Origin of the sequence: Winogradskyella aquimaris (assembly GCF_042676105.1) — a bacterium.
GTDB lineage: Bacteria > Bacteroidota > Bacteroidia > Flavobacteriales > Flavobacteriaceae > Winogradskyella > Winogradskyella aquimaris.
Genome location: NZ_JBHTJQ010000016.1, coordinates 889620 through 910296 on the forward strand (window position 1 = coordinate 889620; position 20677 = coordinate 910296).

The window sequence follows — 20677 nt, forward strand, 5'->3', positions numbered from 1 at the left end:
TTTTTCAATATTAGATACCTATTTGCATGGATATTCATATTTTAAAATCCTCAGTTCCTAATCGTCAGGTTCAAATTGAAATTACAGGATCTAAAAGTGAATCTAATCGTTTATTGCTTTTAAAAGCATTATATCCTGAGATAGCTATTAACAATCTTTCCAATTCGGACGATTCAGAACTAATGCAAAAGGCTTTGGCTTCAAATGCGGATGTCATCGATATTCATCATGCAGGTACGGCCATGCGTTTTTTAACGGCCTATTTCTCTATTCGAGAGGGAAGTGAAATTACCTTAACGGGCTCTTCTAGAATGAAGGAGCGACCCATAGGAATATTGGTAGATGCTCTCAAGCAATTAGGTGCCGATATCCAATACTTGGAAAATAAAGGGTTTCCACCCCTAAGAATCAAAGGTAAAAAGTTAACTAAATCAAAAGTTACTTTAAAGGCAAACGTCAGTAGTCAGTATATTTCTGCTTTATTGTTGATAGCTTCAAGATTAGACAATGGTATAGAACTAACTCTTGAAGGAAAAATAACCTCTATTCCTTACATACAAATGACCTTGCATTTATTAGGTCAATTGGGCATAACGACCAATTTTGATAATAACATAATAACGGTTAACCCCCAAACTAAAGATCTAAAAAGTCAGACATTTATAGTGGAGTCAGACTGGTCTTCAGCATCCTATTACTACAGTATTGTAGCCTTAAGTGGTGTCGGTACTGAATTGAATTTGACGTCATATAAAAAGGACTCGTTACAAGGGGATTCAGTGTTATCAGAATTATATAAAGCGTTTGGTGTAAATACTAGACATCGAAAGGATTCTATAAGTCTTAAAAAAGAGGTCGAGGTAAAAGATAAAGAAGTCATAGATTTCGATTTAAGAAATGCTCCTGATATTGCTCAAACAATTGCTGTTACAGCATTTGGTCTTGGTTTGGAATGTTCTCTAAAGGGACTACATACTTTAAAGATTAAGGAGACAGATAGATTAGTAGCACTAAAAACAGAGTTAGAGAAACTAGGCGGTAAAGTAACAATTACAGACCAATCTCTGCACCTAAGTAGGTCCAAATCTATAAATGATAACGTGTCTGTAAACACCTATAACGACCACAGAATGGCAATGGCATTTGCACCTTTGGGATTAAAGACCACACTGCAAATTTTAGATGCGGAGGTAGTGAGCAAATCCTATCCCCAATTTTGGGATGACTTGATTAGTATAGGCTTCAAAATAAAATAAACCGTCAATTACTTGACAAGGCCTGTTTTGAGATTGTATATTTGCAACTTCAAAAAAAACACGTAATCACCTATGAAATTATCAAATTTTAACTTCAATCTACCAGAAGAGTTATTGGCCGAACATCCTGCAGAACACAGAGACGAATCGCGCTTAATGGTTCTAGATAGAGCTAATCAAACTATTGAACATAAACTTTTTAAAGATATTATTGATTATTTTGATGAGGGAGATGTGATGATTATGAATAACACCAAGGTTTTTCCAGCAAGGCTGTATGGCAACAAGGAAAAAACAGGTGCACGTATTGAAGTGTTCTTGCTTCGGGAATTAAATCAAGATCAACGTCTTTGGGATGTATTGGTAGATCCAGCACGTAAGATAAGAATTGGTAATAAACTTTATTTTGGTGATGACGAAACTTTAGTCGCTGAGGTTATTGACAACACCACTTCTAGAGGGCGTACACTTCGTTTCCTTTATGATGGATCGTATAACGATTTTAGAAGAAAATTAACGGAATTAGGGGAAACACCACTTCCAAAATACATCAAAAGAGATGTTGAACCAGAGGATGAAGAACGTTACCAAACCATATATGCCAAAAATGAAGGTGCAGTAGCGGCACCAACTGCCGGCTTACACTTTTCTAAGCACTTATTAAAGCGTTTAGAAATTAAAGGAGTTGAGATGGCTGAGGTAACATTACACGTCGGTTTAGGGACCTTTAATCCTGTTGAAGTAGAGGATTTGTCCAAACACAAAATGGATAGTGAAGAAATAATCATCAGTCAACGTGCTGCTGATATTGTAAACAAAGGTATTGAAAACAAAAAGCGTGTATGTGCGGTTGGTACAACCTCTATGCGTACAATAGAAAGTTCAGTATCTTCTAACGGAAGATTAAATCCTTACGAAGGTTGGACCAATAAATTCATTTTCCCGCCTTATGATTTTAGCATAGCTAATAGTATGATTACTAATTTTCATACTCCAAAGTCAACCTTATTAATGATGATTTCAGCCTTTGCTGGCCATGATTTTGTAAAACATGCTTACGAGGAAGCCGTAAAGGAAAAATATAGATTTTATTCATACGGTGATGCCATGTTAATCATCTAGTGATATCATAAATTATAGATTTTAGCCTCTACTCGTGAAGATTTTAATATGAAGTAGAGGCTTTTTTTTTAAAGAGCAGGTACATTTATAAATACCTATTTTTGTAATATATGGAAGTGAAAAAAAAAGATATAAGAGCGTTAACCAAAGAGCAACTCAGGGATTTTTTTGTAAAGCAAGGAGATAAGGCTTTTAGAGGAAATCAGGTATACGAGTGGCTTTGGCAAAAGTCGGCCCATAGTTTTGAAGATATGACCAATATATCCTTACAAACACGTCAAATGCTAGAGGATAATTTTGTCATTAATCATATCAAGGTAGACCAGATGCAACGCAGCTCTGATGGCACGATAAAAAATGCAGTAAGACTTCATGACGACTTAATTGTAGAGTCAGTATTAATACCAACACCAACGCGCACAACGGCCTGTGTGTCTTCTCAGGTAGGTTGTAGCTTAGATTGTAAATTCTGTGCTACAGCAAGATTAAAACGTATGCGTAATCTCAATCCAGATGAAATTTATGATCAGGTTGTAGCAATTGATAATGAAAGTAGATTGTATCACGACCGCCCATTGAGCAATATTGTTTTTATGGGTATGGGAGAGCCATTAATGAATTACAATAATGTTCTTAAGGCCATTGATAAAATTACATCACCTGAAGGTTTGGGGATGTCTCCAAAGCGTATAGTGGTATCTACATCTGGAGTACCAAAAATGATTAAAAAAATGGCAGACGATGAAGTAAGGTTTAAATTGGCGGTATCCTTGCATTCTGCCATAGATGAAGTTAGAACTTCAATTATGCCATTTAATGCCACATTTCCTTTAAAGGACTTAAGAGAAGCTTTAGAATACTGGTATGCTAAAACCAAAAACAGAATTACATACGAGTATGTGGTTTGGAAAGGTATAAATGACAAGCGCAAAGACGTAGATGCCTTAGTAGAGTTTTGCAAGTTTGCTCCAAGTAAAGTAAACCTTATTGAATACAATCCTATTGATGATGGTGAGTTTCAACAGGCAGACAGCAAAGCCATAGATATGTATGTTCAGGTTTTAGAAGCTAATAATATTACGGTAACCGTAAGACGTAGTAGAGGAAAGGATATTGATGCGGCATGTGGTCAGTTGGCCAATAAAAAATAGGACAAAAAAAGCGGCATCAGCCGCTTTTTTTATGAATGATTAAAACTGTTTTCCTAATTCTTTACAAATTTGATAGTTTTGGAACCACCATCTGCAAATACTTTTGCTAAGTAAACACCATCATTTAATGACGCAACATCTATAACCTCTCTAGTGTTAGATAAAGGCTTAGAAATTACATTTTGTCCTAATATGGAATAAATTTCAATATTAGTCATTTCTAAATTAGAAGACTCTAGAGTTAATGTTTCTAAGTTTTTATTATAGCTGTGTGAAAAGTTATTGTTTTCAAAGTCATTAAGACCTAAGGTTTCATTTACATCTATACTGAAAACAGTAATGATTGCACTACTAACTTGAGGTGTAGTAGCATGGATTCCAAAGTAAAAAACACCATCAGATGCCGGTGTATATGTGGCAGTACTTGTGTAAGCATTAGGCAGTAGATCAGCAACTCCAGCTCCAGCTTGAGTAATACCACTGTACGATCCAACTACTGTCTGCATTGCAGCTGATGAAGATGGACTATCTAAAGCCACTATGTCAAAAGATTCACTGCCAGCTACCGGATTATCAAAAACGTTGTAAACTATCGTCAAATCATAGTCTGCATTTGCTACTCCGTCAAAAGCTACAGGCAAGAACAACCAATCATCTTTGGCAACCGTCGGATTTGGCGGAAAAATTAGTGCAACAGGGTCATTTACGGCATCCCCATCAAAATCGTTACCATTGTTATATCCCCATGAAGTGTTATCTGCATTAGTATCTTCAATATCATAACATGAACTAAACGCATTTTGATTAGAAAAATCTTCAGAGAAAGGTAGTCCATATAGAGAACAATCGTAGTTGGTAGTAAACCCAATAGGACCAATTTGATTACTGTCACCATTACCGCCCGAACAGTTTGCAGTGATATAAAATTCGTAATCTGTATCAGGTGTTAAACCAGTAAATTCATAGCTAGTAGCTGCCAAATCATTTACCATATTTCCTAGTCCAGGTAAAAAACCTTCAACACCCCACTCAATATCAAAAACAGTTCCACCTCCATTAGCGTCGGTCCACTCAATATCAAAGGTTGTGGTAGTAACGCCATTTGGACCAACAGCAAAACCAGAAGGGTCAATACAACTTGGTGCATTAACTTCGATATTATCAACAGCCCAGCCCCACGACCAGTCGCCTACCCATCTAAAACGAACCTGAGCATTAGAAACACCAGCTACTTCAGTAGAAATATTAATTTCTTCTAATCCAAAAGAGGAATCGTTTGGGTCAGCTCCCGAATAAGAAGCAACTTGAACCCAGGTAGTGCCATTGAAAACTTCAACAAAACCTTGACCGCCATAACCAGCAGTAAAAAAATGATTAAAAGATAAAATAACATTTGTAGCACCAGATACATCAAAAGCAGGGCTTTCTAGTGCAGCTTCCTCTGCTGTCATATCGTTACCAAGACCGTCACTATCAAAGACGGCATAGTTACCAAATAATAGACCATTATCGTAATAAATAGTATTGGGTGATACATATCCTATGGCTTCACCTCCTGTTGCAAAACTCCAAGTACCGCCCATGGGTGCAATTTCATTATTGGTCCATCCGGCGGGTAATGATAACCCTCCCTCAAAGTCTTCAGATAAAACTTGAGCAAACATTAGACCAGAGGAGAAGACTAATGCCATTAATAAAGTAATTTTTTTCATAAAGATTGTTTTTAGATTAATTGCTTAAAGTTACAAATATTTGTTTATCATACTTGTTATTTTTGTATTATTCAATTTTTAATGATAAAAACAGGCTTTATTCGTAATTTCGTAAAGTTTTAAATGCATTAATGAAGATAACTGAACAAATTAAGCAACCCATAGCCTATGAAATGGATCTCTTTGAGCAGAAGTTTCAATTATCCATGGCTAGTAAAGTAGCCTTGCTTAATAGAATAACCCATTATATTGTTAACCGAAAAGGGAAGCAAATGCGCCCTATGTTTGTGTTTTTAGTTGCTAAGATGCTTAATGACGGAGAGGTAAGCGAGCGCACCTACCGAGGGGCCTCGGTTATAGAATTAATCCATACCGCAACCTTGGTGCATGATGATGTAGTGGATGATAGTAACAGACGCAGAGGCTTCTTCTCTATTAATGCGCTTTGGAAAAATAAGATTGCGGTTTTAATCGGGGATTATCTGTTGTCAAAAGGACTTTTACTTTCTATTGATAATAATGACTTTGATTTATTGAAAATTATATCTGTTGCTGTACGTGAAATGAGTGAAGGTGAGCTGCTTCAAATTGAAAAGGCCAGACAGCTTGATATTACAGAAGCAGTTTACTACGATATTATTCGCCAGAAAACAGCAACATTAATTGCAGCTTGTTGTAGTTTAGGCGCAGCATCGGTTAAGCCAAATTCCCCAGAAGTGGATACCATGCGCAAGTTTGGAGAGCTTATTGGTATGGCATTTCAGATTAAGGATGATTTGTTTGATTATGGTGAGGAGAAAATAGGCAAACCAACAGGTATAGATATAAAAGAGCAAAAAATGACTTTGCCTTTAATTTATGTGCTGAATAACTGTTCCAAAAAGGAAAAATCTTGGTTGATTAATTCTGTAAAAAATCACAATAAGGACAAAAAGCGCGTTAAAGAAGTCATCGCTTTTGTCAAGTCTAATGGCGGATTAGATTACGCTGTTAAGAAAATGAAAGACTTTCAGCAAGAGGCTTTAGATTTACTTCACAACTACCCAGAATCTCCCTTTAAAGCTTCATTAAAGTTAATGGTAAACTATGTTATAGATAGAAAAAAGTAATTTAAAAAATATCCAAGTTGATTATGGCTTCATCGTCAGGTAAATAGCCATAACATCTCCAAAAACGTATTCCTTGCCCATAGTATTTCCAAACAACATCATTATTAGGTGTAACTTCCCAAAAACCATAATCTCCTTCCGCGATAAGTGTATTACCATTTTGTAAACGTACAGCACCAGATATTCTGCCAAAATATAAATCTGGATCAGTAAAACTCCAGACTATATTGGGTTCATTATTTGTATTTGGTGTTAATGTGAATGTGTCAGGTAGGTCTAATTCAAAAACTGTAGATTGGGTTACACCGTTTCCATAGACAAGTATATTTCCTGCACCAGGTTCAGTACCTTCCAATAAGTTAGGAAAGTGATTGTTAAAAAACATACGTTCACCTACTGTATTTTTATATGCGCTTGGATTACCAAATCTATATAGTAAATCACCACCTTTATTGTAGTTGCCACCAGAGTTTGAAGCTGCTTGCTCAGAAGTTGTACTATGATCTATAACCCAAACTTCACTATAAAAATTAACGCTTAAATAAATGACATCTCTTTCTTCGTCATAATCAATACCATTGGCATGCATAATGTCACCATTATCAACAACGTCATAATTAATATCAATTAATTGAGGATTAGCACTTACATCACCATAATTTGGTAAATTGCTAAATTGATCTTGAATAATGTGGTCAAAACTATGCCATTCCCAAACCACTTCATTAGTACTTGGATTTACTTCAACTAAGACCTCTGGAAAAATATCTGTTGTGGTTGTATTTACTCCTTGTTCGGCGGCAATGGCACTGTCAATGCGTTCCCAAACAATAAAAAGAACATTGCCGTTAGGTAACATTTCAACGTCATGATGCGATATCATATCTGCTGAAGCATATGGAAGTTCCCAATCTGTGCTTCCGTCAGGGTTTAATATTTTGATAATACCACCAGATCCACCAAATGCAATTTCAGGATTTTCAACCTTAAATATACCAACTAATTTACCGTTAGGTAAAATTTCTATATCGTTTCCTAGATTGTCTTCAAAGGTCCACTCATAAACTTTGAACCCTTCCTTATTTAATAAATATGAATTGGTACCACCATTTTCAATGGCGAGTACATAGCCATTTTCAATAGCATTACCTTCATACACTTCGATATTTTCAGAAAGAATAACAGGATCGTTTACTTGGTTGTCGTCATTTTTACAACTAAAAACAGTTGTAATAATTGATAAAAAAAAGATATAATATCTCATAGAGGTTTTCTTGTAAAATTAGTAGTATAAATGATAAGCGCAAACATTTCAATCTTTTATTTATTCAAGCTTAGATGAATTGTAGCACTTTTAGTTTGATTATGATTCATTCATAAATCACATATAATCAGATATTTAAAAATAATTTTCATTTTTTTATAACTTTCAGACAACCATTAGCAAGATATTTGCGTCTATACAAATAGAAGAGCAATCGTAATCAACTAGATGAAAGTTATACAACTTCATAATAACGAAACTAAACTTATACAAAGGGCAGCGAAGAATCACCGCGACGCACAACATGTACTGTATGAGTTGCACGCTCCAAAAATGTTAAGTGTTTGTAGATACTATATTAAAGATGTGCACAAAGCAGAAGAGGTTATGCTAAATGGCTTTTTTAAAGTCTTTAAACATCTCAAAACATTTAAAGGGGAAGGAAGTTTTGAAGGTTGGGTTAGACGTATTATGGTAAGAGAAGCTATTTCGTTTTTAAGACAACAAAAGCACATTGAGTTCGCTGCAGAGGACGATTATCTAGAGCAAGACTATACCAACAATATAAAATCTAATATCGAGGTTGCTGAAATTCAGCAATTAATAGATAGTCTACCTGACGGTTATAAAATGGTATTTGTGATGTACGCTATCGAAGGTTATAAGCACTATGAAATTGCAGAGCTATTGAACATCACAGAGGGGACATCAAAGTCCCAATTGTTCAAAGCTAGACAAATGCTTCAGAAAAAGATAACAGAATTAAACAACAGCAGTTATGGCACCAATTAAATTTGAAGAACAATTAAAAGACAAGCTGGAAAAGCGCAGCTTGCAACCCTCACCAGAGAGTTGGGCTAAACTGTCTGAACGTTTAGACGCTGATCAAAAAAAATCCAAAAATCCATGGTTTTGGTGGATGGGAATTGCTGCTGCCATAATTGTGATGCTGGCTGTTTTTACACAAAATTTTGGATCTAATTCTGAGGTAGAAAATCAGCCAAAACTTGTTGAAGAGACTGTGAAAGAAAACTCGAATACTTTAGAATATCCATTACTAAAAGATAATGATGCAGTAGAGTTGGTGTCTGAAAATGAGGATAACAAAACACTCATAAAACAGGAGGATAATGGAAATAAACCTGAAATTATGGATTACAAATCTCTCGTTAAGACAAAATCAAAAACACAATTGGCAAATAATAAAAACAAAAAGGAGGCTCAGCCAGAAGATATCAATACCAAAAAAAATAATCAGATAACCAAAATAGAAGAAACAGCAATAGATAAAACGTTAGTTACCCAGGCTCTTAAAGATTTAAATGCAGAGAATACCGCCACAACAGATAGAGAGGTAGACTCACTTTTAAAAGTCGCTAGTAAAGAACTTTTTAAAGATAAGATATTGCAAGATGCCAACAGAACTGTAGATGCAAAATTGCTACTAGAAGATGTAGAAGAAGAAATGGGGCAATCGTTTAGAACTAAGGTATACGAGGCACTAAAAGACGGATATCAAACCGTAAAAACGGCAGTAGCGCATCGCAATGATTAAATAAGGGGCAGAATATTAAGAATCAAATAAAACAATTATAAATCATCAAAAAACGAACAGTTATGAACACAATTACAAGATTAGTAGTTTATGCCATTATCTCATTAACATTTGCTACGACACATGCACAGAATAAGGAAGTAGATAGTCTCAAAAAGACATCAGTAGATTACAAAATTGAAAGTCTCGAAGCTTTAAAGGCTAAAATTGAAAAAGAGGAACGAGAATTCTTAAAACAAGAAATAGAAGCTATTAACGAGCGTCTAGATGCCAAGCAAATTACTGCTGCGGAAGCAGAGGAGTTAAAAAAGGAGGCTGCAGAAAAAAGAGCCGCCAATATTGAAAATAGATTAGCAATTATAGATAACAAAATTGAGCTTTTAAAACGAAACGACTCGATATACTCTTCAGACGACAATGAATCTTTTGTAATTAGAATTGGTGGTGACGAAGACTATGAGGACGAGTTTGTTTTCTTTGGCAAAAAGAATAGAGTGCATAAACCTCGCAAATATGACAGACGTACTACGAGTGATTTGGTCTTCGCGATAGGATTTAACAATGCTCTTATTGAAGGTCAGAATCTCGACGACTCACCTTATAAGATTGGTGGCTCTGGATTTATGGAACTTGGTTATGCCTGGAAAACACGGATTTTTGATAACACTAATTTTTGGAGATTAAAATACGGATTCTCATTCCAATGGAACAAATTGGATATAAAAGATAATCAGTACTTTGTAAACACGAATGATGAAATCACGCTTCAGGAATTTCCTGTAGAACTGAATAAAGCTAAATTTCGAACTACAAATCTTGTATTTCCAGTACATTTAGAGTTTGGACCATCTAAAAAAATAGATAAAGGGGATTACTTTAGGTATTCAACACATAACAAGTTAAAAATAGGGTTAGGTGGTTATGCGGGCCTTAATATAGGTAGCATGCAAAAGCTAAAATATAAGGAAGATGGTAACCGTATTAAAGACAAACAACGTGGCGGATTTGAAGTCAATGAGTTTGTGTATGGATTAAGTGGTTATTTAGCTTGGGGAGATACAGCCCTTTATGTAAAGTATGATCTTAACCCGTTATTTAAAGATCAAGCTTTTGACCAAAACAATATATCTTTAGGACTAAGGTTTGATATGGATTAAACCAATCATTTTTTGAGTGTTAAATAGCCCTAATCTAGAAATGGATTAGGGCTTTTAATTAGTATGAAAAGCTTTTTTTAAAACAAATAGATTATATTAATTTTACACGCTTGTCATTTCTGCGTAGGCAGAAATTCAAAATTGCACTAAATTTAATATTCTATATTCCGTATTAAGAACGGTAAGACTAAAAGTTTGATTTCACAAAATACCATAGCACAAGTTTTTGAAACTGCTCGCGTAGAGGAGGTGATTGGTGATTTTGTGCAGTTAAAAAAATCAGGTAGTAACTTTAAAGGGCTTAGTCCGTTTAGTGAAGAGCGTACTCCCAGTTTTATGGTATCTCCGGTAAAGCAAATCTGGAAGGATTTCTCAAGTGGTAAAGGAGGCAATGCAGTAACTTTTTTAATGGAACACGAGCATTTTACCTATCCAGAAGCCATACGTTACCTAGCGAAAAAGTACAATATAGAAATAGAGGAGACAGAGCGCACAGACGAGGAAAAAGAAGAGGCCAATGCCAAGGAAAGTTTGTATTTGGTCAGTGAGTTTGCTAATGAGTATTTTCAAAAAGTATTACACAACACAGATCAAGGTCAGGCCATTGGTAAGAGTTATTTTAAAGAGCGCGGTTTTACCGAAGACACCATCAAGAAGTTCCAATTAGGTTATTCTTTAGATCAATGGCAAGCCTTTACAGATGATGCTTTAGGAAAAGGTTATAAACTAGAGTTTTTAGAAAAAACAGGCCTAACCATTGTTAAGGACGAAAGACGGTTTGATAGATTTAAGGGCCGTATCATGTTTCCGATTCATAGTATGAGCGGAAGAGTGCTTGGTTTTGGTGGACGGATTTTGACCAACGATAAAAAAGCGGCAAAATATCTTAACTCTCCAGAAAGCGATATTTATCATAAAAGTAAGGTTCTTTATGGTTTGTTTTTTGCCAAGAAAACCATAGCAAAAGAAGATAATTGCTTTTTGGTAGAAGGTTATACTGATGTGATTCAGTTTTATCAAAAGGGAGTTAAGAACGTGGTGTCGTCTTCTGGTACGGCATTAACGCCTGAACAAATTCGTCTTATAAATAGGCTTACCAATAATATTACTGTACTCTTTGATGGTGATGCTGCCGGTATAAGAGCATCTATTCGTGGTATAGATTTAATTTTGGAACAGGGCATGAATGTTAAGGTATGTACCTTTCCTGATGGTGAAGACCCAGATAGTTTTGCCAAGTCAAATACCTTAGAAGAACTTAAAGAATATCTCAATGAAAATGCCAAGGATTTTATTCAGTTTAAAGCATCGCTTTTGGTTAAGGAAGCGAACAATGATCCTATTAAAAAGGCAGAGACCATAAGAGATATCGTTAATAGTATTGCCAAAATTCCTGACGCCATAAAGCGCGAAATCTATGTGAGAGAATGTGCCTCAATTATGGATATTAGTGAGAATGTCTTGTTCAGTACATTGGCACAAATCAATAAAAAGGAATTTCAGGAGGCCAACAAAAAATACAAGCAAGAGCAGAAGGCTTTTGAGGTCCATAAGGGAGAACAAAGAAAAAAACTAAAGATCAATGTTCAGTATGAGCTAGAGCGAAAGATTATCGAAATCTTAATGTTGTATGGCGACAGAACGGAGCAATTTGAAGACTTGATTTTAAAAGAAGATGAGGTTTCAGGGGATTTAATCCTAGAACCAACAATCCATGAAGCACGTGTTTTTGAAAAAATCTATCTTGATCTTCAGGAGGATGAGATGATGTTTTCTAACGAAAAATTCAGAGAATTGTATTATTCCATCATCGATAGATTAAACCAAGATGAAAACTTTTCCACCAAGGACTTCATCAATCAGTTAGATCAAGATTCGGCTTCTGAAGTGACCAGTATTCTAATGGAAGACGAAAAGTATACACTTCACGATTGGCAACGTAATCAAATTATCCCAAAGGAAAAGGACCATTCGGTTTCACAATTGGTAAGCCAGACCATCTTAAGCTTACGTTGTTATCTAATAGACCAAAAAGTAGCGGAATATAAAAATGATACCTTAAGAGAAAATGTAAATACACAATCCATAATGGAAGACGTTAAGGATTATCTTGGTCTTAAAATGCTTTTATCTCGTAAACTTGGTAAAGTTATAGGTGGTTAACTATGTTAGGTTATGATGCTTTGCCTGATGAATTAAATCCACAATATTATTTACATTAAGCTTTTTGAAAAGTCGCGCTTTGTAGGTGCTCACCGTCTTTTCATTAATATCTAGCTCCTCGGCAATTTCCTTGTTTTTTCTGCCAATTGACAAAAGTTTTAAAACCTCAACTTCTCTTGTGGATAGTTTTTTAAACATACGACTTGTACTTCTGCGAGTATCTTCGTAGCGTAAGTGCTTATCCATTTTTTCACTTAAGGAAATTTCGCCGCCATGTATTTTTCTAACAGCTGCTTCAATAGCTTCTGCATCGGCAGTTTTGTTAAGGTAGCCAGAGGCTCCTGCTTTTAATGTACTAATGGCGTAAATCTCTTCTGGTTGATGACTAAACATCAATACATTAATAGATTTATTTTCTTTTTTAATGGCTCGTAGTGCTGTGATACCGTTAAGTTCAGGTAAATCAATTTCAGATATAATGACATCTACCTCATGACGTCTTACGAATTCAAAAATTTCAATACCACTACTTAACTTACCAACAACTTTTAAATCGGGTTTACTGTTTAGAAACAGTTCTAATCCTGTTCTTACAATAGGGTGATTGTCAACTATCAGAATACGTATCATGATGATTGATTTTTGGTTTGGTTAGGGTTAATAAGTGTAATAACAATATTACTAAGTCAAGCGTATCGCGGAGATTGGTCTTATAAAGATAGGTAAAAAAAAACCAGGATGAGTAATTTAATCGATAAACTACATGTCTTATTTTAAGTTTACTGGGATTTCACAAACAGGAATAGGAATCATTTTGTGCTGATTTCTGGTGTTGTAGCTCATAAAAATTTTAAACACGTCTTTTTGCCTACCTGTGAAGTCATCGGCCGTTTTGCCTTCGTCCTTCATTTTCATAGCCCATTCCAATTCTGGATAGGTAGCACCAATTTGGTCTTCATCTGTTCTGTCGTCTCCCCAAAGACCATCTGTTGGTGCTGCATCGATGATTTCTTGATTAACGCCCAAATATCGTGCTATTTCGTAAACTTCACTCTTTAGTAAATCGGCAATAGGACTTAGATCAACACCTCCATCTCCATATTTTGTAAAAAAACCTACACCAAAATCTTCGACCTTATTTCCTGTGCCTGCAACTAGATACTTTTTTAAAGCAGCAAAATAATATAAGGTCAACATTCTTAATCGTGCTCTTGTATTTGCTAGAGACATAAATCGACTTTCTTCATTTTTAACACTCGGTAATTCATCAACAAGTTGATCAAAAACAGGGGTTAAGTTAACCTGTGTCATGCTTACATTAGGGTGTTTTTCTTTTAACCATTTAATGTGGTTAAGCGCTCTGCTTACTTGAGACTGAGCTTGGTGAATTGGCATTTCTAAACAAAGTAAATCTAGACCTGTCATGGCGCAAAGTGTAGATGTTACAGCAGAGTCTATTCCTCCTGAAACTCCAATAACAAACCCTTCCATTTTAGCTTTTGTTGCATAGTCTTTTAACCAATTTACAATATGATTTACAACCTTTTCTGTTTGCATAATGTTTACAATTTAAAACAAAGAAACGTACCTTTGCACAACAAAAATAACGGAATCGTGTTAGGATTAAAAATGTTTCGTAAAATGTCATTGAGAATTTTCATTTTAATCATAGGTAGTCTTGTACTAGTGTCTTGTGATGAGGATTCAAAGCTCGAAGAAGACATTTCCAAAATTGAAATGGACTTTACAGTCGAGCGTTTTGATAAAGCCTTCGCATCAGCCAGACCTACGGACCTCCCAAAACTAAAAGGCGCCTATCCATTTTTGTTTTCAAAACATGTTCCAGATTCTGTATGGATTTATCGAATCAATGACACCTTGCAAGATCAATTATTGAGTGAGGTGGGCAAGGTTTTCAATGAATTTAAAGACGAAAAAAGTGATTTAGAAAGTTTGTTTCAGCATTTAGCCTATTACGATAAAACCTTTAGTATTCCACGAGTTGTTACATTGACTAATGACGTAGATTACAGAAATAAGACGATTGTTACAGACTCGTTGCTTCTTATTGCGTTAGATAATTTTCTGGGTGAAGATCATGAGTTTTATCAGAACATCCCAAGATATTTGGCAAAGAATATGCAAAGACAGCAACTCATACCAGAAATAGCGGAAGGTTATGCCAGAAAGTACATTTATCAAGCCAACAGAAGTACGTTTTTGGATGAAATCATTTACTTTGGGAAGTTGCTTTATTTTAAGGATGTCATGATTCCTTTTAAATCAGATGCCGAAAAAATAGGTTACACTGAACAAGAATTGAAATGGGCACAGGCCAACGAAAGTCCTATATGGAGCTATTTTATTGAAAAGGAACTACTTTTTAGTACCGACAGTAAATTGCCGAGTCGTTTTATAGCAGATGCACCTTACTCCAAGTTTTATCTGGAATTAGATAACGAATCGCCAGGTCGGCTAGGTCAATATATAGGTTGGCAAATTGTTAGAGCCTATGCTGAAAATACGGAAGAAAACGTAATGACTATAATGGAGAAGGAACCTGAGGATATTTTTAATAATTCAAAATTTAAACCAAGGAAATAATGTCTAGAACCATAACATCAAAGATAGAATTACAAGTAGAACTTGATGAAAACCGAGTACCTGAGAAACTAAATTGGTCAGCAGAGGACGGTGGAATTAAAAATGAAGAGGCTAAAGCTATAATGTTGTCAGTTTGGGATAGTAAAGCTCAAGAGACATTAAAAATAGACCTTTGGACTAAGGATATGCCTGTTGATGAAATGAAACAATTTTTTCATCAAACCTTGGTGACTATGAGTGATACGTTTTTAAGAGCGACGCAAGATGAAAAAATGACGGCTACTATGCGCGATTTCTGCGATTATTTTGCGGAAAAATTAGAGCTGAAAAAATAGTTGTTACTTAATCACCTTCTGATTTATAAATGGGTTTGGTATTAAAACAGTCAGCCTCCTTTAATGTTGCGTAATCAGGATGTTGTCTTTTAAACCGTAAGAATTTCGTGGTATTATACACTTCCCAGATGGTTAATGTATTATGTTTTCCTGTTCTTAATTGTAGATCAATTTCATGTTGAGCAATCATTTGGTCAACAACTTCCTTATCACCGATACGCATTTTTTTACTAGAGCTATGACCTTTGTTGATATTTTTAACAATCCAATAGAACTTCACAGGTTTTGGTGGCGTTTCAATCAACGGCTCTTCGCTTTCAATAGGTAAAATAGTTTTCCCTTCTGCTTCATTTTGATAGGTTGACTGTCCAGAAGTACTGCGCTGTACTATTGTCGCTTCTTGTTCTTCTTTGATGTTTTCGGTTGTTTCTTCAAAATTATCATGCCGTAAAAGTGTAATGATGATGAGCTTGTCATTTACTTTTACTTCAGTGATGAACTTACCAACAGGAATGTCGGTTAAAGGGATTTTTGTCTCTAGTCCATTTACCAGATAGACTTTTTGAAAATCATCATTAAAAATTTCAACTTTATCAATTGTTCGCTCGCCCCTTAAGATTAACGTATCTCCCTCTTGGTTAAGGTTATGCTGTAACTCACTTGCTCTGTAATTGATATTTTTTAACAGGGTTGATTTTTGGCTGTACATAAAAGTCGCCAAAAACAAAAAAAGTATGGTTGTTAGTCTAGTCATTACGAGTGAGCCTTAGTATTTAGGGAAGCAAATCGCTTTGTAAATACTTTTGATAAAGATATTTTTTATACTCTTGCTAACAGTATAATCAAGACACGGGACGCTTTTATAAGTTAAAAGGACTAGTGTTTCGATAGAAGTTTTAAAATATCGATGAATTTAAAACAGGATACATACAATTAACATACTGATAAATATTCAGTAATATAGAACATTGGGAAGAACCTTATCTTTGTTACGCTATTAATCGTTACCCAAACATTAGTTAGGCCTTCATTGGAGAAGGAAACTAATGTTTTTTATTTTTCAGCATTAAAAACCACTTCGCCATTTAGGATTGTCATGACTACTTTTGTGTCTAGTAATTGATTTTCAGGTATGTTGATGATGTCCTGATCAAAAACGGTAAAGTCTGCTAATTTACCGACTGAAATAGATCCTTTGATGTCCTCCTCAAAAGCACCATAAGCAGCATCAAGGGTATATGATTTTAATGCTTGAGTTCTCGTCATTTTTTGTTCGGGTTCGTAGCCTCCTTCGGGTGTCCCCTTTAAAGTTTTTCGACTTACACTAGAATAAAAACTAGCGATAGGATTTATAGGTTCCACCGGAACATCTGTTCCATTTACAATAGGAACACCACTTTGAAGTAAGGACTGCCACATATAGGCACCTTCTTTTATTCGTTTTTCCCCCAATCTATCTATAGCCCATGGTCTATCAGAAGACATATGTACAGCTTGCATGGCGGGTATAACATTAAGTTCGGCAAATCGTGGTATATCTTCAGGGTGCAAATGTTGTGCATGTTCTATTCTAAATCTATGATTATTTGTTTTATTCGGCATACTATTGAACGCAATTTCATAACGATCTAAAATTTCTCTATTGGCTCTGTCACCTATGGCATGCGAACAAACTTGAAATCCATGCTTGAGTCCATTAATTGCTGTTTTTTTTACAAATTCCATAGGTAGAGTTTCGTGTCCAAAATGATCAGGTCTATCCGTGTAAGGTTCTAACAGCCATGCACCACGAGAGCCGAGTGCTCCATCACAATTAAGTTTTATAGAACGTATCGTGAACAAATGATCATCGTCTACCATTATTCCTTTTTTGTACCACTGATTTAGTAATTCCTCGTCCCAGCCCGTAAGCATGGCATAAATCCTGACTCCCATTTTACCCTCCGCTTTCATTTGCTCATAAAGTGCAATAGTCTCCTTTGGTATGCCCGCATCATGAAAACTGGTAATACCATTTTTATGACAGGCTTTTACAGCCAATTCAAATGCTTTCCTGTCCGTTTCGGGTGTTTTCTGAGGAATATGTTGTGTTATTAATGTTTGTGCACGTTCATTAAAAATACCTGTTGGTCTGCCTAAAGCATCTACTAGAACTTCGCCACCTTCAACTTCATAGGTTTTAGAACCATCTAATGCCATTTCGGTTAGTCCCGCTATTTCCATAGCTTTTGCATTTGCAAAACCGGCGTGTCCACTGGCATGTCTTAAATAAACGGGGTTGTCTGGTGACACCTCACTTAATAAATGATGTGTTTGAAACCCATGGACTATTTCCGCTGGCATACTATCCCACTTGCTTTGGTGCCAGCCTCTACCTGTAATCCATTCACCAGGTTTTGCGGTTTTAACACGTTCTGCAACGGCATCAACTATGGCCTGGTAACTTGTAGTATTCATTAAGTCTAAATTCAATTCGTTGTATCCTAAACCCATAAAATGTCCGTGACCTTCAATAAACCCAGGAGTCATTGTCTTTCCTTTTAAATCTAGGAGTTCAGTTTGATCTGTTTTGAATTTTTCGGCCTCAGCTAAATTGCCAGCATAAAGTATTCTATCATGCTTAACAGCGATGGCTTCTACTTTGGTTTTGGTAGAATCTACAGTATAGATGGTACCACCATAGATAAGCATAGTAGCCGATTCTTTAGGAGTGTCAGAACAGGAACTATAAAAAATTAAAACCAATAAAAGTATAGAAAGAGTTCGAATGGAATTATATAATGTCATTGTTGAATAATTTTATGCCTTCTAAATTACAATTATTTAATCAGTTTGTCAGATAGTAAATTATGAAAGCACAATAATTCTTAAATTAGCCTATGCGAAAAATTTTATTCGGAGTCATATTAACATTGATAGTTTTATTCACGTTTAGATATTGCAATCAAAAGAAGGAAGAGCGCATTACATTAAAGGAGAACACGGCGCTTATCAAAGAACAAGTAAAAAATGTCGGTAAGTTAGTAGTTACGGAAGGGCATTTTAGTGAAGTATTTACCTATAAAAATTCAAAGGCAGTCTTTTCAGATTTGCTAGAAGCAAAAAAGCAAGCAATTGTTATTGTTAATGCAGATGTTACCGTAGGTTATGATTTAAGCAAATTGGAGTATGAAATCGATGAGGTTGGCAAAACTTTAAGGATTATATCTATTCCTAAAGAAGAAATTAATATTAGTCCAGATTTAGAATACTATGATATACAAGCTGATTTTTTGAATCAGTTTGAAGCCAATGATTACAATAATATTAGGGATATTGTAAAGGAATCTTTGATGAAGAAAATTGAATCATCCGATTTAAAGGCCAATGCCCAAAACAGACTTCTTAGTGAACTGTCTAAATTTTTCATACTTACCAAATCCATGGGATGGAAATTGGAATATAACCAATCGACTATAGAGTCGGTGAACGATTTTAAACGTATTGATATTAAACTTTGACAAACAAAATAGAAAACAGGAAATCTGAGATTATACGCATTGCCGCCAAGCTATTTAAGGAAAAGGGTTATAGTGCAGTTACCATGAGAGATTTAGCGGCCGAAATGGGTATAAAGGCAGCTTCGCTATACAATCATATCCGTTCAAAAGAAGATATTCTCAATACGATAATTATTTCCATTGCTGAAGCATTTACCGATGGAATGAAATTAATCAAAGCATCTAATGATAATTGTAAAGAAAAGCTAAGACAAATTATAGAGTTACATGTAAGGCTGTCTAGTCAGAATATTTATGGTATGGCCTCCTTAAATAATGATTGGATGCATTTACAAAACCAACAAGAGTATTACAAAGTGCTCAGAGCTAATTATGAGAACGATTTTAGAAAAATTCTTGAAGAAGGTATCACTTCGGGTGACCTCATAAATGTAAAGCCTGAAGTGATGTTGTTCTCGATTCTAACAACCCTTAGGTCCTTATATCTTTGGATACCAAAAAAAGAGGATCTAGATCTTCAAGAGCTGTCTGAGACGTTATACCAAATTCTTGTCGAAGGAATTAACAAATAGTTTAGATATTATTTTATAAATTTGCTGAGTAAACTAACAATTGTTAGTTAAATAATCGAAAACGATTTCGTAGGGTTGATTTATAGACCACCTTTTAATATGGCAGAATTTTATAAATTACAATTGGCAGATATTTATAAGGAAACTGAGGATACTTCGGTACTAACCTTTAATGTCCCAGAAGATTTAAGGGAGAAGTTTCAATTTCACCAAGGACAGCATTTAACGCTACGCCAAATTATAGACGGAGAAGATTTAAGACGTTCTTATTCTTTGTGTTCTAGTCCATTGGAACATCAATGGCGCGTCGCTGTAAAGCAAATTCCAGGTGGTAAATTTTCTACCTATGTGAACCAAACCCTTCAAAAAGACGAGGTTTTAGAGGTGATGCCTCCAAGTGGAACGTTTGGTGTTCATACTAATCCCAAATCAGAAAAAAACTATTTATTTTTTGCGGCTGGTAGTGGCATTACACCGATTTTATCAATGATAAAAACACATTTAGCCTCTGAGTCACAGTCTACTTGTAAGTTGTTTTATGTGAACAAAACAGCAAAATCCATTATCTTTAAGGAAGAACTTGAGCAATTAAGAAACACTTATTTTGGCCGATTTGAAATTTATTATTTTTTAACCAAGGAGCGACGGGACATAGAACTATTTAATGGTAGGTTTGATAATGAGAAGATGGATGTTTTAACCAAAACCTTCATAGATATTCCAGACACGAATGAGGTTTTTCTTTGTGGACCAGAACAAATGGTAAACTATGTGAGTAATTATTTAATTGAAGCTGGTTTACCTAAGGAAAATATACACTTCGAATTGTTTGTATCAGGGTTATCAGAGGAAGATATTAGGCGTCAAGAACGTTTAGCACAGCAAAAGGTAGAAGGTACAGAAGTTACTATTATCGATGGTGGCAAAGAGTTTAATTTTACCATGACCAAAGATTATGATAATATTTTAGATGCCGCCTTAAACGCAGGAGCGGATTTACCATTTGCATGTAAGGGTGGAGTTTGTAGTACTTGTAAATGTCAGGTAAAATCGGGTGAAGTAGAAATGAAGATTAATTACGCGTTGGAAGCCGATGAGTTGGCCCAAAACTTAGTGTTAAGTTGCCAGGCTGTGCCCAAAACAGACAAAGTAGTTGTAGACTTTGATGTCTAGAAAA

Annotated in this window: 19 protein-coding genes; 13 read left to right on the top strand and 6 right to left on the bottom strand. The window is 35.3% G+C overall.

Annotation, left to right across the window (positions count from 1 at the left end; all coding sequences use genetic code 11):
* Positions 1-26 precede the first annotated feature (26 nt).
* The 3 genes from ACFQ1K_RS14020 to rlmN all read left to right on the top strand — a co-directional run bounded on the left by ACFQ1K_RS14020 (position 27) and on the right by rlmN (position 3529).
* On the top strand, positions 27-1256 hold the full coding sequence (locus tag ACFQ1K_RS14020; protein ID WP_320554126.1) for a 3-phosphoshikimate 1-carboxyvinyltransferase: 1230 nt from the start codon (positions 27-29) through the stop codon (positions 1254-1256).
* Between the two features lie 72 nt (positions 1257-1328).
* On the top strand, positions 1329-2378 hold the full coding sequence (queA, locus tag ACFQ1K_RS14025) for a tRNA preQ1(34) S-adenosylmethionine ribosyltransferase-isomerase QueA (RefSeq protein WP_320554125.1): 1050 nt from the start codon (positions 1329-1331) through the stop codon (positions 2376-2378).
* Positions 2379-2488: 110 nt separating this feature from the next.
* Positions 2489-3529: a 23S rRNA (adenine(2503)-C(2))-methyltransferase RlmN gene (rlmN, locus tag ACFQ1K_RS14030; RefSeq protein WP_320554124.1), complete on the top strand. Its 1041-nt coding sequence runs from the start codon at positions 2489-2491 to the stop codon at positions 3527-3529.
* Positions 3530-3582: 53 nt separating this feature from the next.
* Here rlmN and ACFQ1K_RS14035 read toward each other — a convergent pair whose 3' ends face one another.
* On the bottom strand, positions 3583-5241 hold the full coding sequence (locus tag ACFQ1K_RS14035) for a T9SS type A sorting domain-containing protein (RefSeq protein ID WP_320554123.1): 1659 nt from the start codon (positions 5239-5241) through the stop codon (positions 3583-3585).
* Between the two features lie 131 nt (positions 5242-5372).
* Here ACFQ1K_RS14035 and ACFQ1K_RS14040 point away from each other — a divergent pair, with 131 nt between their 5' ends.
* Complete coding sequence (locus ACFQ1K_RS14040) at positions 5373-6350, top strand: polyprenyl synthetase family protein (RefSeq protein WP_320554122.1); 978 nt, start codon at positions 5373-5375, stop codon at positions 6348-6350.
* A 1-nt stretch (position 6351) separates the two neighbouring features.
* Here the strand turns inward: ACFQ1K_RS14040 and ACFQ1K_RS14045 are convergent, their stop codons facing one another.
* Positions 6352-7614: an aryl-sulfate sulfotransferase gene (locus ACFQ1K_RS14045; RefSeq protein WP_320554121.1), complete on the bottom strand. Its 1263-nt coding sequence runs from the start codon at positions 7612-7614 to the stop codon at positions 6352-6354.
* 228 nt (positions 7615-7842) lie between these two features.
* Between ACFQ1K_RS14045 and ACFQ1K_RS14050 the strand changes: the two genes are divergently transcribed.
* From ACFQ1K_RS14050 to dnaG, 4 genes are all read left to right on the top strand, one after another.
* Complete coding sequence (locus tag ACFQ1K_RS14050; RefSeq protein WP_320554120.1) at positions 7843-8406, top strand: RNA polymerase sigma factor; 564 nt, start codon at positions 7843-7845, stop codon at positions 8404-8406.
* On the top strand, positions 8393-9169 hold the full coding sequence (locus ACFQ1K_RS14055) for a hypothetical protein (protein ID WP_320554119.1): 777 nt from the start codon (positions 8393-8395) through the stop codon (positions 9167-9169). The genes ACFQ1K_RS14050 and ACFQ1K_RS14055 overlap by 14 nt, the downstream gene beginning before the upstream one ends.
* A gap of 62 nt (positions 9170-9231) precedes the next feature.
* Positions 9232-10326: a hypothetical protein gene (locus ACFQ1K_RS14060; protein ID WP_320554118.1), complete on the top strand. Its 1095-nt coding sequence runs from the start codon at positions 9232-9234 to the stop codon at positions 10324-10326.
* Positions 10327-10521: 195 nt separating this feature from the next.
* Positions 10522-12489 carry a DNA primase gene (dnaG, locus tag ACFQ1K_RS14065; RefSeq protein WP_320554117.1) on the top strand — a complete coding sequence of 656 codons (1968 nt, stop codon included), beginning with the start codon at positions 10522-10524 and terminating at the stop codon, positions 12487-12489.
* On the opposite strand, the gene ACFQ1K_RS14070 is transcribed toward dnaG, so the two are convergent.
* Positions 12490-13119 carry a response regulator transcription factor gene (locus ACFQ1K_RS14070; RefSeq protein ID WP_320554116.1) on the bottom strand — a complete coding sequence of 210 codons (630 nt, stop codon included), beginning with the start codon at positions 13117-13119 and terminating at the stop codon, positions 12490-12492. It abuts the gene before it with no gap.
* 138 nt (positions 13120-13257) lie between these two features.
* Positions 13258-14046, bottom strand: a complete 789-nt coding sequence (gene nadE, locus ACFQ1K_RS14075) for an NAD(+) synthase (RefSeq protein WP_320554115.1) — start codon at positions 14044-14046, stop codon at positions 13258-13260.
* A gap of 84 nt (positions 14047-14130) precedes the next feature.
* Between nadE and gldB the strand changes: the two genes are divergently transcribed.
* Together gldB and gldC are read left to right on the top strand one after the other, a co-directional pair.
* On the top strand, positions 14131-15093 hold the full coding sequence (gene gldB, locus ACFQ1K_RS14080; protein WP_320554114.1) for a gliding motility lipoprotein GldB: 963 nt from the start codon (positions 14131-14133) through the stop codon (positions 15091-15093).
* The gene (gene gldC / locus ACFQ1K_RS14085) at positions 15093-15428 is read left to right on the top strand and encodes a gliding motility protein GldC (protein WP_320554113.1); all 336 of its coding nucleotides are present in this window, start codon (positions 15093-15095) and stop codon (positions 15426-15428) included. The genes gldB and gldC overlap by 1 nt, the downstream gene beginning before the upstream one ends.
* A gap of 7 nt (positions 15429-15435) precedes the next feature.
* On the opposite strand, the gene ACFQ1K_RS14090 is transcribed toward gldC, so the two are convergent.
* Both ACFQ1K_RS14090 and ACFQ1K_RS14095 read right to left on the bottom strand, forming a co-directional pair.
* A complete protein-coding gene (locus ACFQ1K_RS14090; RefSeq protein WP_320554112.1) occupies positions 15436-16182 on the bottom strand; it encodes a hypothetical protein in 747 nt (248 codons plus the stop codon).
* 299 nt (positions 16183-16481) lie between these two features.
* On the bottom strand, positions 16482-18215 hold the full coding sequence (locus ACFQ1K_RS14095; RefSeq protein ID WP_320554111.1) for an amidohydrolase: 1734 nt from the start codon (positions 18213-18215) through the stop codon (positions 16482-16484).
* 92 nt (positions 18216-18307) lie between these two features.
* Between ACFQ1K_RS14095 and ACFQ1K_RS14100 the strand changes: the two genes are divergently transcribed.
* The 3 genes from ACFQ1K_RS14100 to ACFQ1K_RS14110 all read left to right on the top strand — a co-directional run bounded on the left by ACFQ1K_RS14100 (position 18308) and on the right by ACFQ1K_RS14110 (position 20673).
* Positions 18308-18928: a DUF4230 domain-containing protein gene (locus ACFQ1K_RS14100; protein WP_320554110.1), complete on the top strand. Its 621-nt coding sequence runs from the start codon at positions 18308-18310 to the stop codon at positions 18926-18928.
* On the top strand, positions 18925-19500 hold the full coding sequence (locus ACFQ1K_RS14105) for a TetR/AcrR family transcriptional regulator (RefSeq protein ID WP_320554109.1): 576 nt from the start codon (positions 18925-18927) through the stop codon (positions 19498-19500). The genes ACFQ1K_RS14100 and ACFQ1K_RS14105 overlap by 4 nt, the downstream gene beginning before the upstream one ends.
* A 99-nt stretch (positions 19501-19599) precedes the next feature.
* Positions 19600-20673, top strand: coding sequence for a 2Fe-2S iron-sulfur cluster-binding protein (locus ACFQ1K_RS14110; protein WP_320554108.1), 1074 nt, complete (start codon positions 19600-19602; stop codon positions 20671-20673).
* Positions 20674-20677 lie beyond the last annotated feature (4 nt).

Bases quoted from the DNA above. Each gene is read 5' to 3' on its own strand.
- ACFQ1K_RS14020 (WP_320554126.1), top strand. From the start codon at position 27: ATGGATATTCATATTTTAAAATCCTCAGTTCCTAATCGTCAGGTTCAA.
- queA (WP_320554125.1), top strand. From the start codon at position 1,329: ATGAAATTATCAAATTTTAACTTCAATCTACCAGAAGAGTTATTGGCC.
- rlmN (WP_320554124.1), top strand. From the start codon at position 2,489: ATGGAAGTGAAAAAAAAAGATATAAGAGCGTTAACCAAAGAGCAACTC.
- ACFQ1K_RS14035 (WP_320554123.1), bottom strand. From the start codon at position 5,241: ATGAAAAAAATTACTTTATTAATGGCATTAGTCTTCTCCTCTGGTCTA.
- ACFQ1K_RS14040 (WP_320554122.1), top strand. From the start codon at position 5,373: ATGAAGATAACTGAACAAATTAAGCAACCCATAGCCTATGAAATGGAT.
- ACFQ1K_RS14045 (WP_320554121.1), bottom strand. From the start codon at position 7,614: ATGAGATATTATATCTTTTTTTTATCAATTATTACAACTGTTTTTAGT.
- ACFQ1K_RS14050 (WP_320554120.1), top strand. From the start codon at position 7,843: ATGAAAGTTATACAACTTCATAATAACGAAACTAAACTTATACAAAGG.
- ACFQ1K_RS14055 (WP_320554119.1), top strand. From the start codon at position 8,393: ATGGCACCAATTAAATTTGAAGAACAATTAAAAGACAAGCTGGAAAAG.
- ACFQ1K_RS14060 (WP_320554118.1), top strand. From the start codon at position 9,232: ATGAACACAATTACAAGATTAGTAGTTTATGCCATTATCTCATTAACA.
- ACFQ1K_RS14070 (WP_320554116.1), bottom strand. From the start codon at position 13,119: ATGATACGTATTCTGATAGTTGACAATCACCCTATTGTAAGAACAGGA.
- nadE (WP_320554115.1), bottom strand. From the start codon at position 14,046: ATGCAAACAGAAAAGGTTGTAAATCATATTGTAAATTGGTTAAAAGAC.
- gldB (WP_320554114.1), top strand. From the start codon at position 14,131: ATGTCATTGAGAATTTTCATTTTAATCATAGGTAGTCTTGTACTAGTG.
- gldC (WP_320554113.1), top strand. From the start codon at position 15,093: ATGTCTAGAACCATAACATCAAAGATAGAATTACAAGTAGAACTTGAT.
- ACFQ1K_RS14090 (WP_320554112.1), bottom strand. From the start codon at position 16,182: ATGACTAGACTAACAACCATACTTTTTTTGTTTTTGGCGACTTTTATG.
- ACFQ1K_RS14095 (WP_320554111.1), bottom strand. From the start codon at position 18,215: ATGACATTATATAATTCCATTCGAACTCTTTCTATACTTTTATTGGTT.
- ACFQ1K_RS14100 (WP_320554110.1), top strand. From the start codon at position 18,308: ATGCGAAAAATTTTATTCGGAGTCATATTAACATTGATAGTTTTATTC.
- ACFQ1K_RS14110 (WP_320554108.1), top strand. From the start codon at position 19,600: ATGGCAGAATTTTATAAATTACAATTGGCAGATATTTATAAGGAAACT.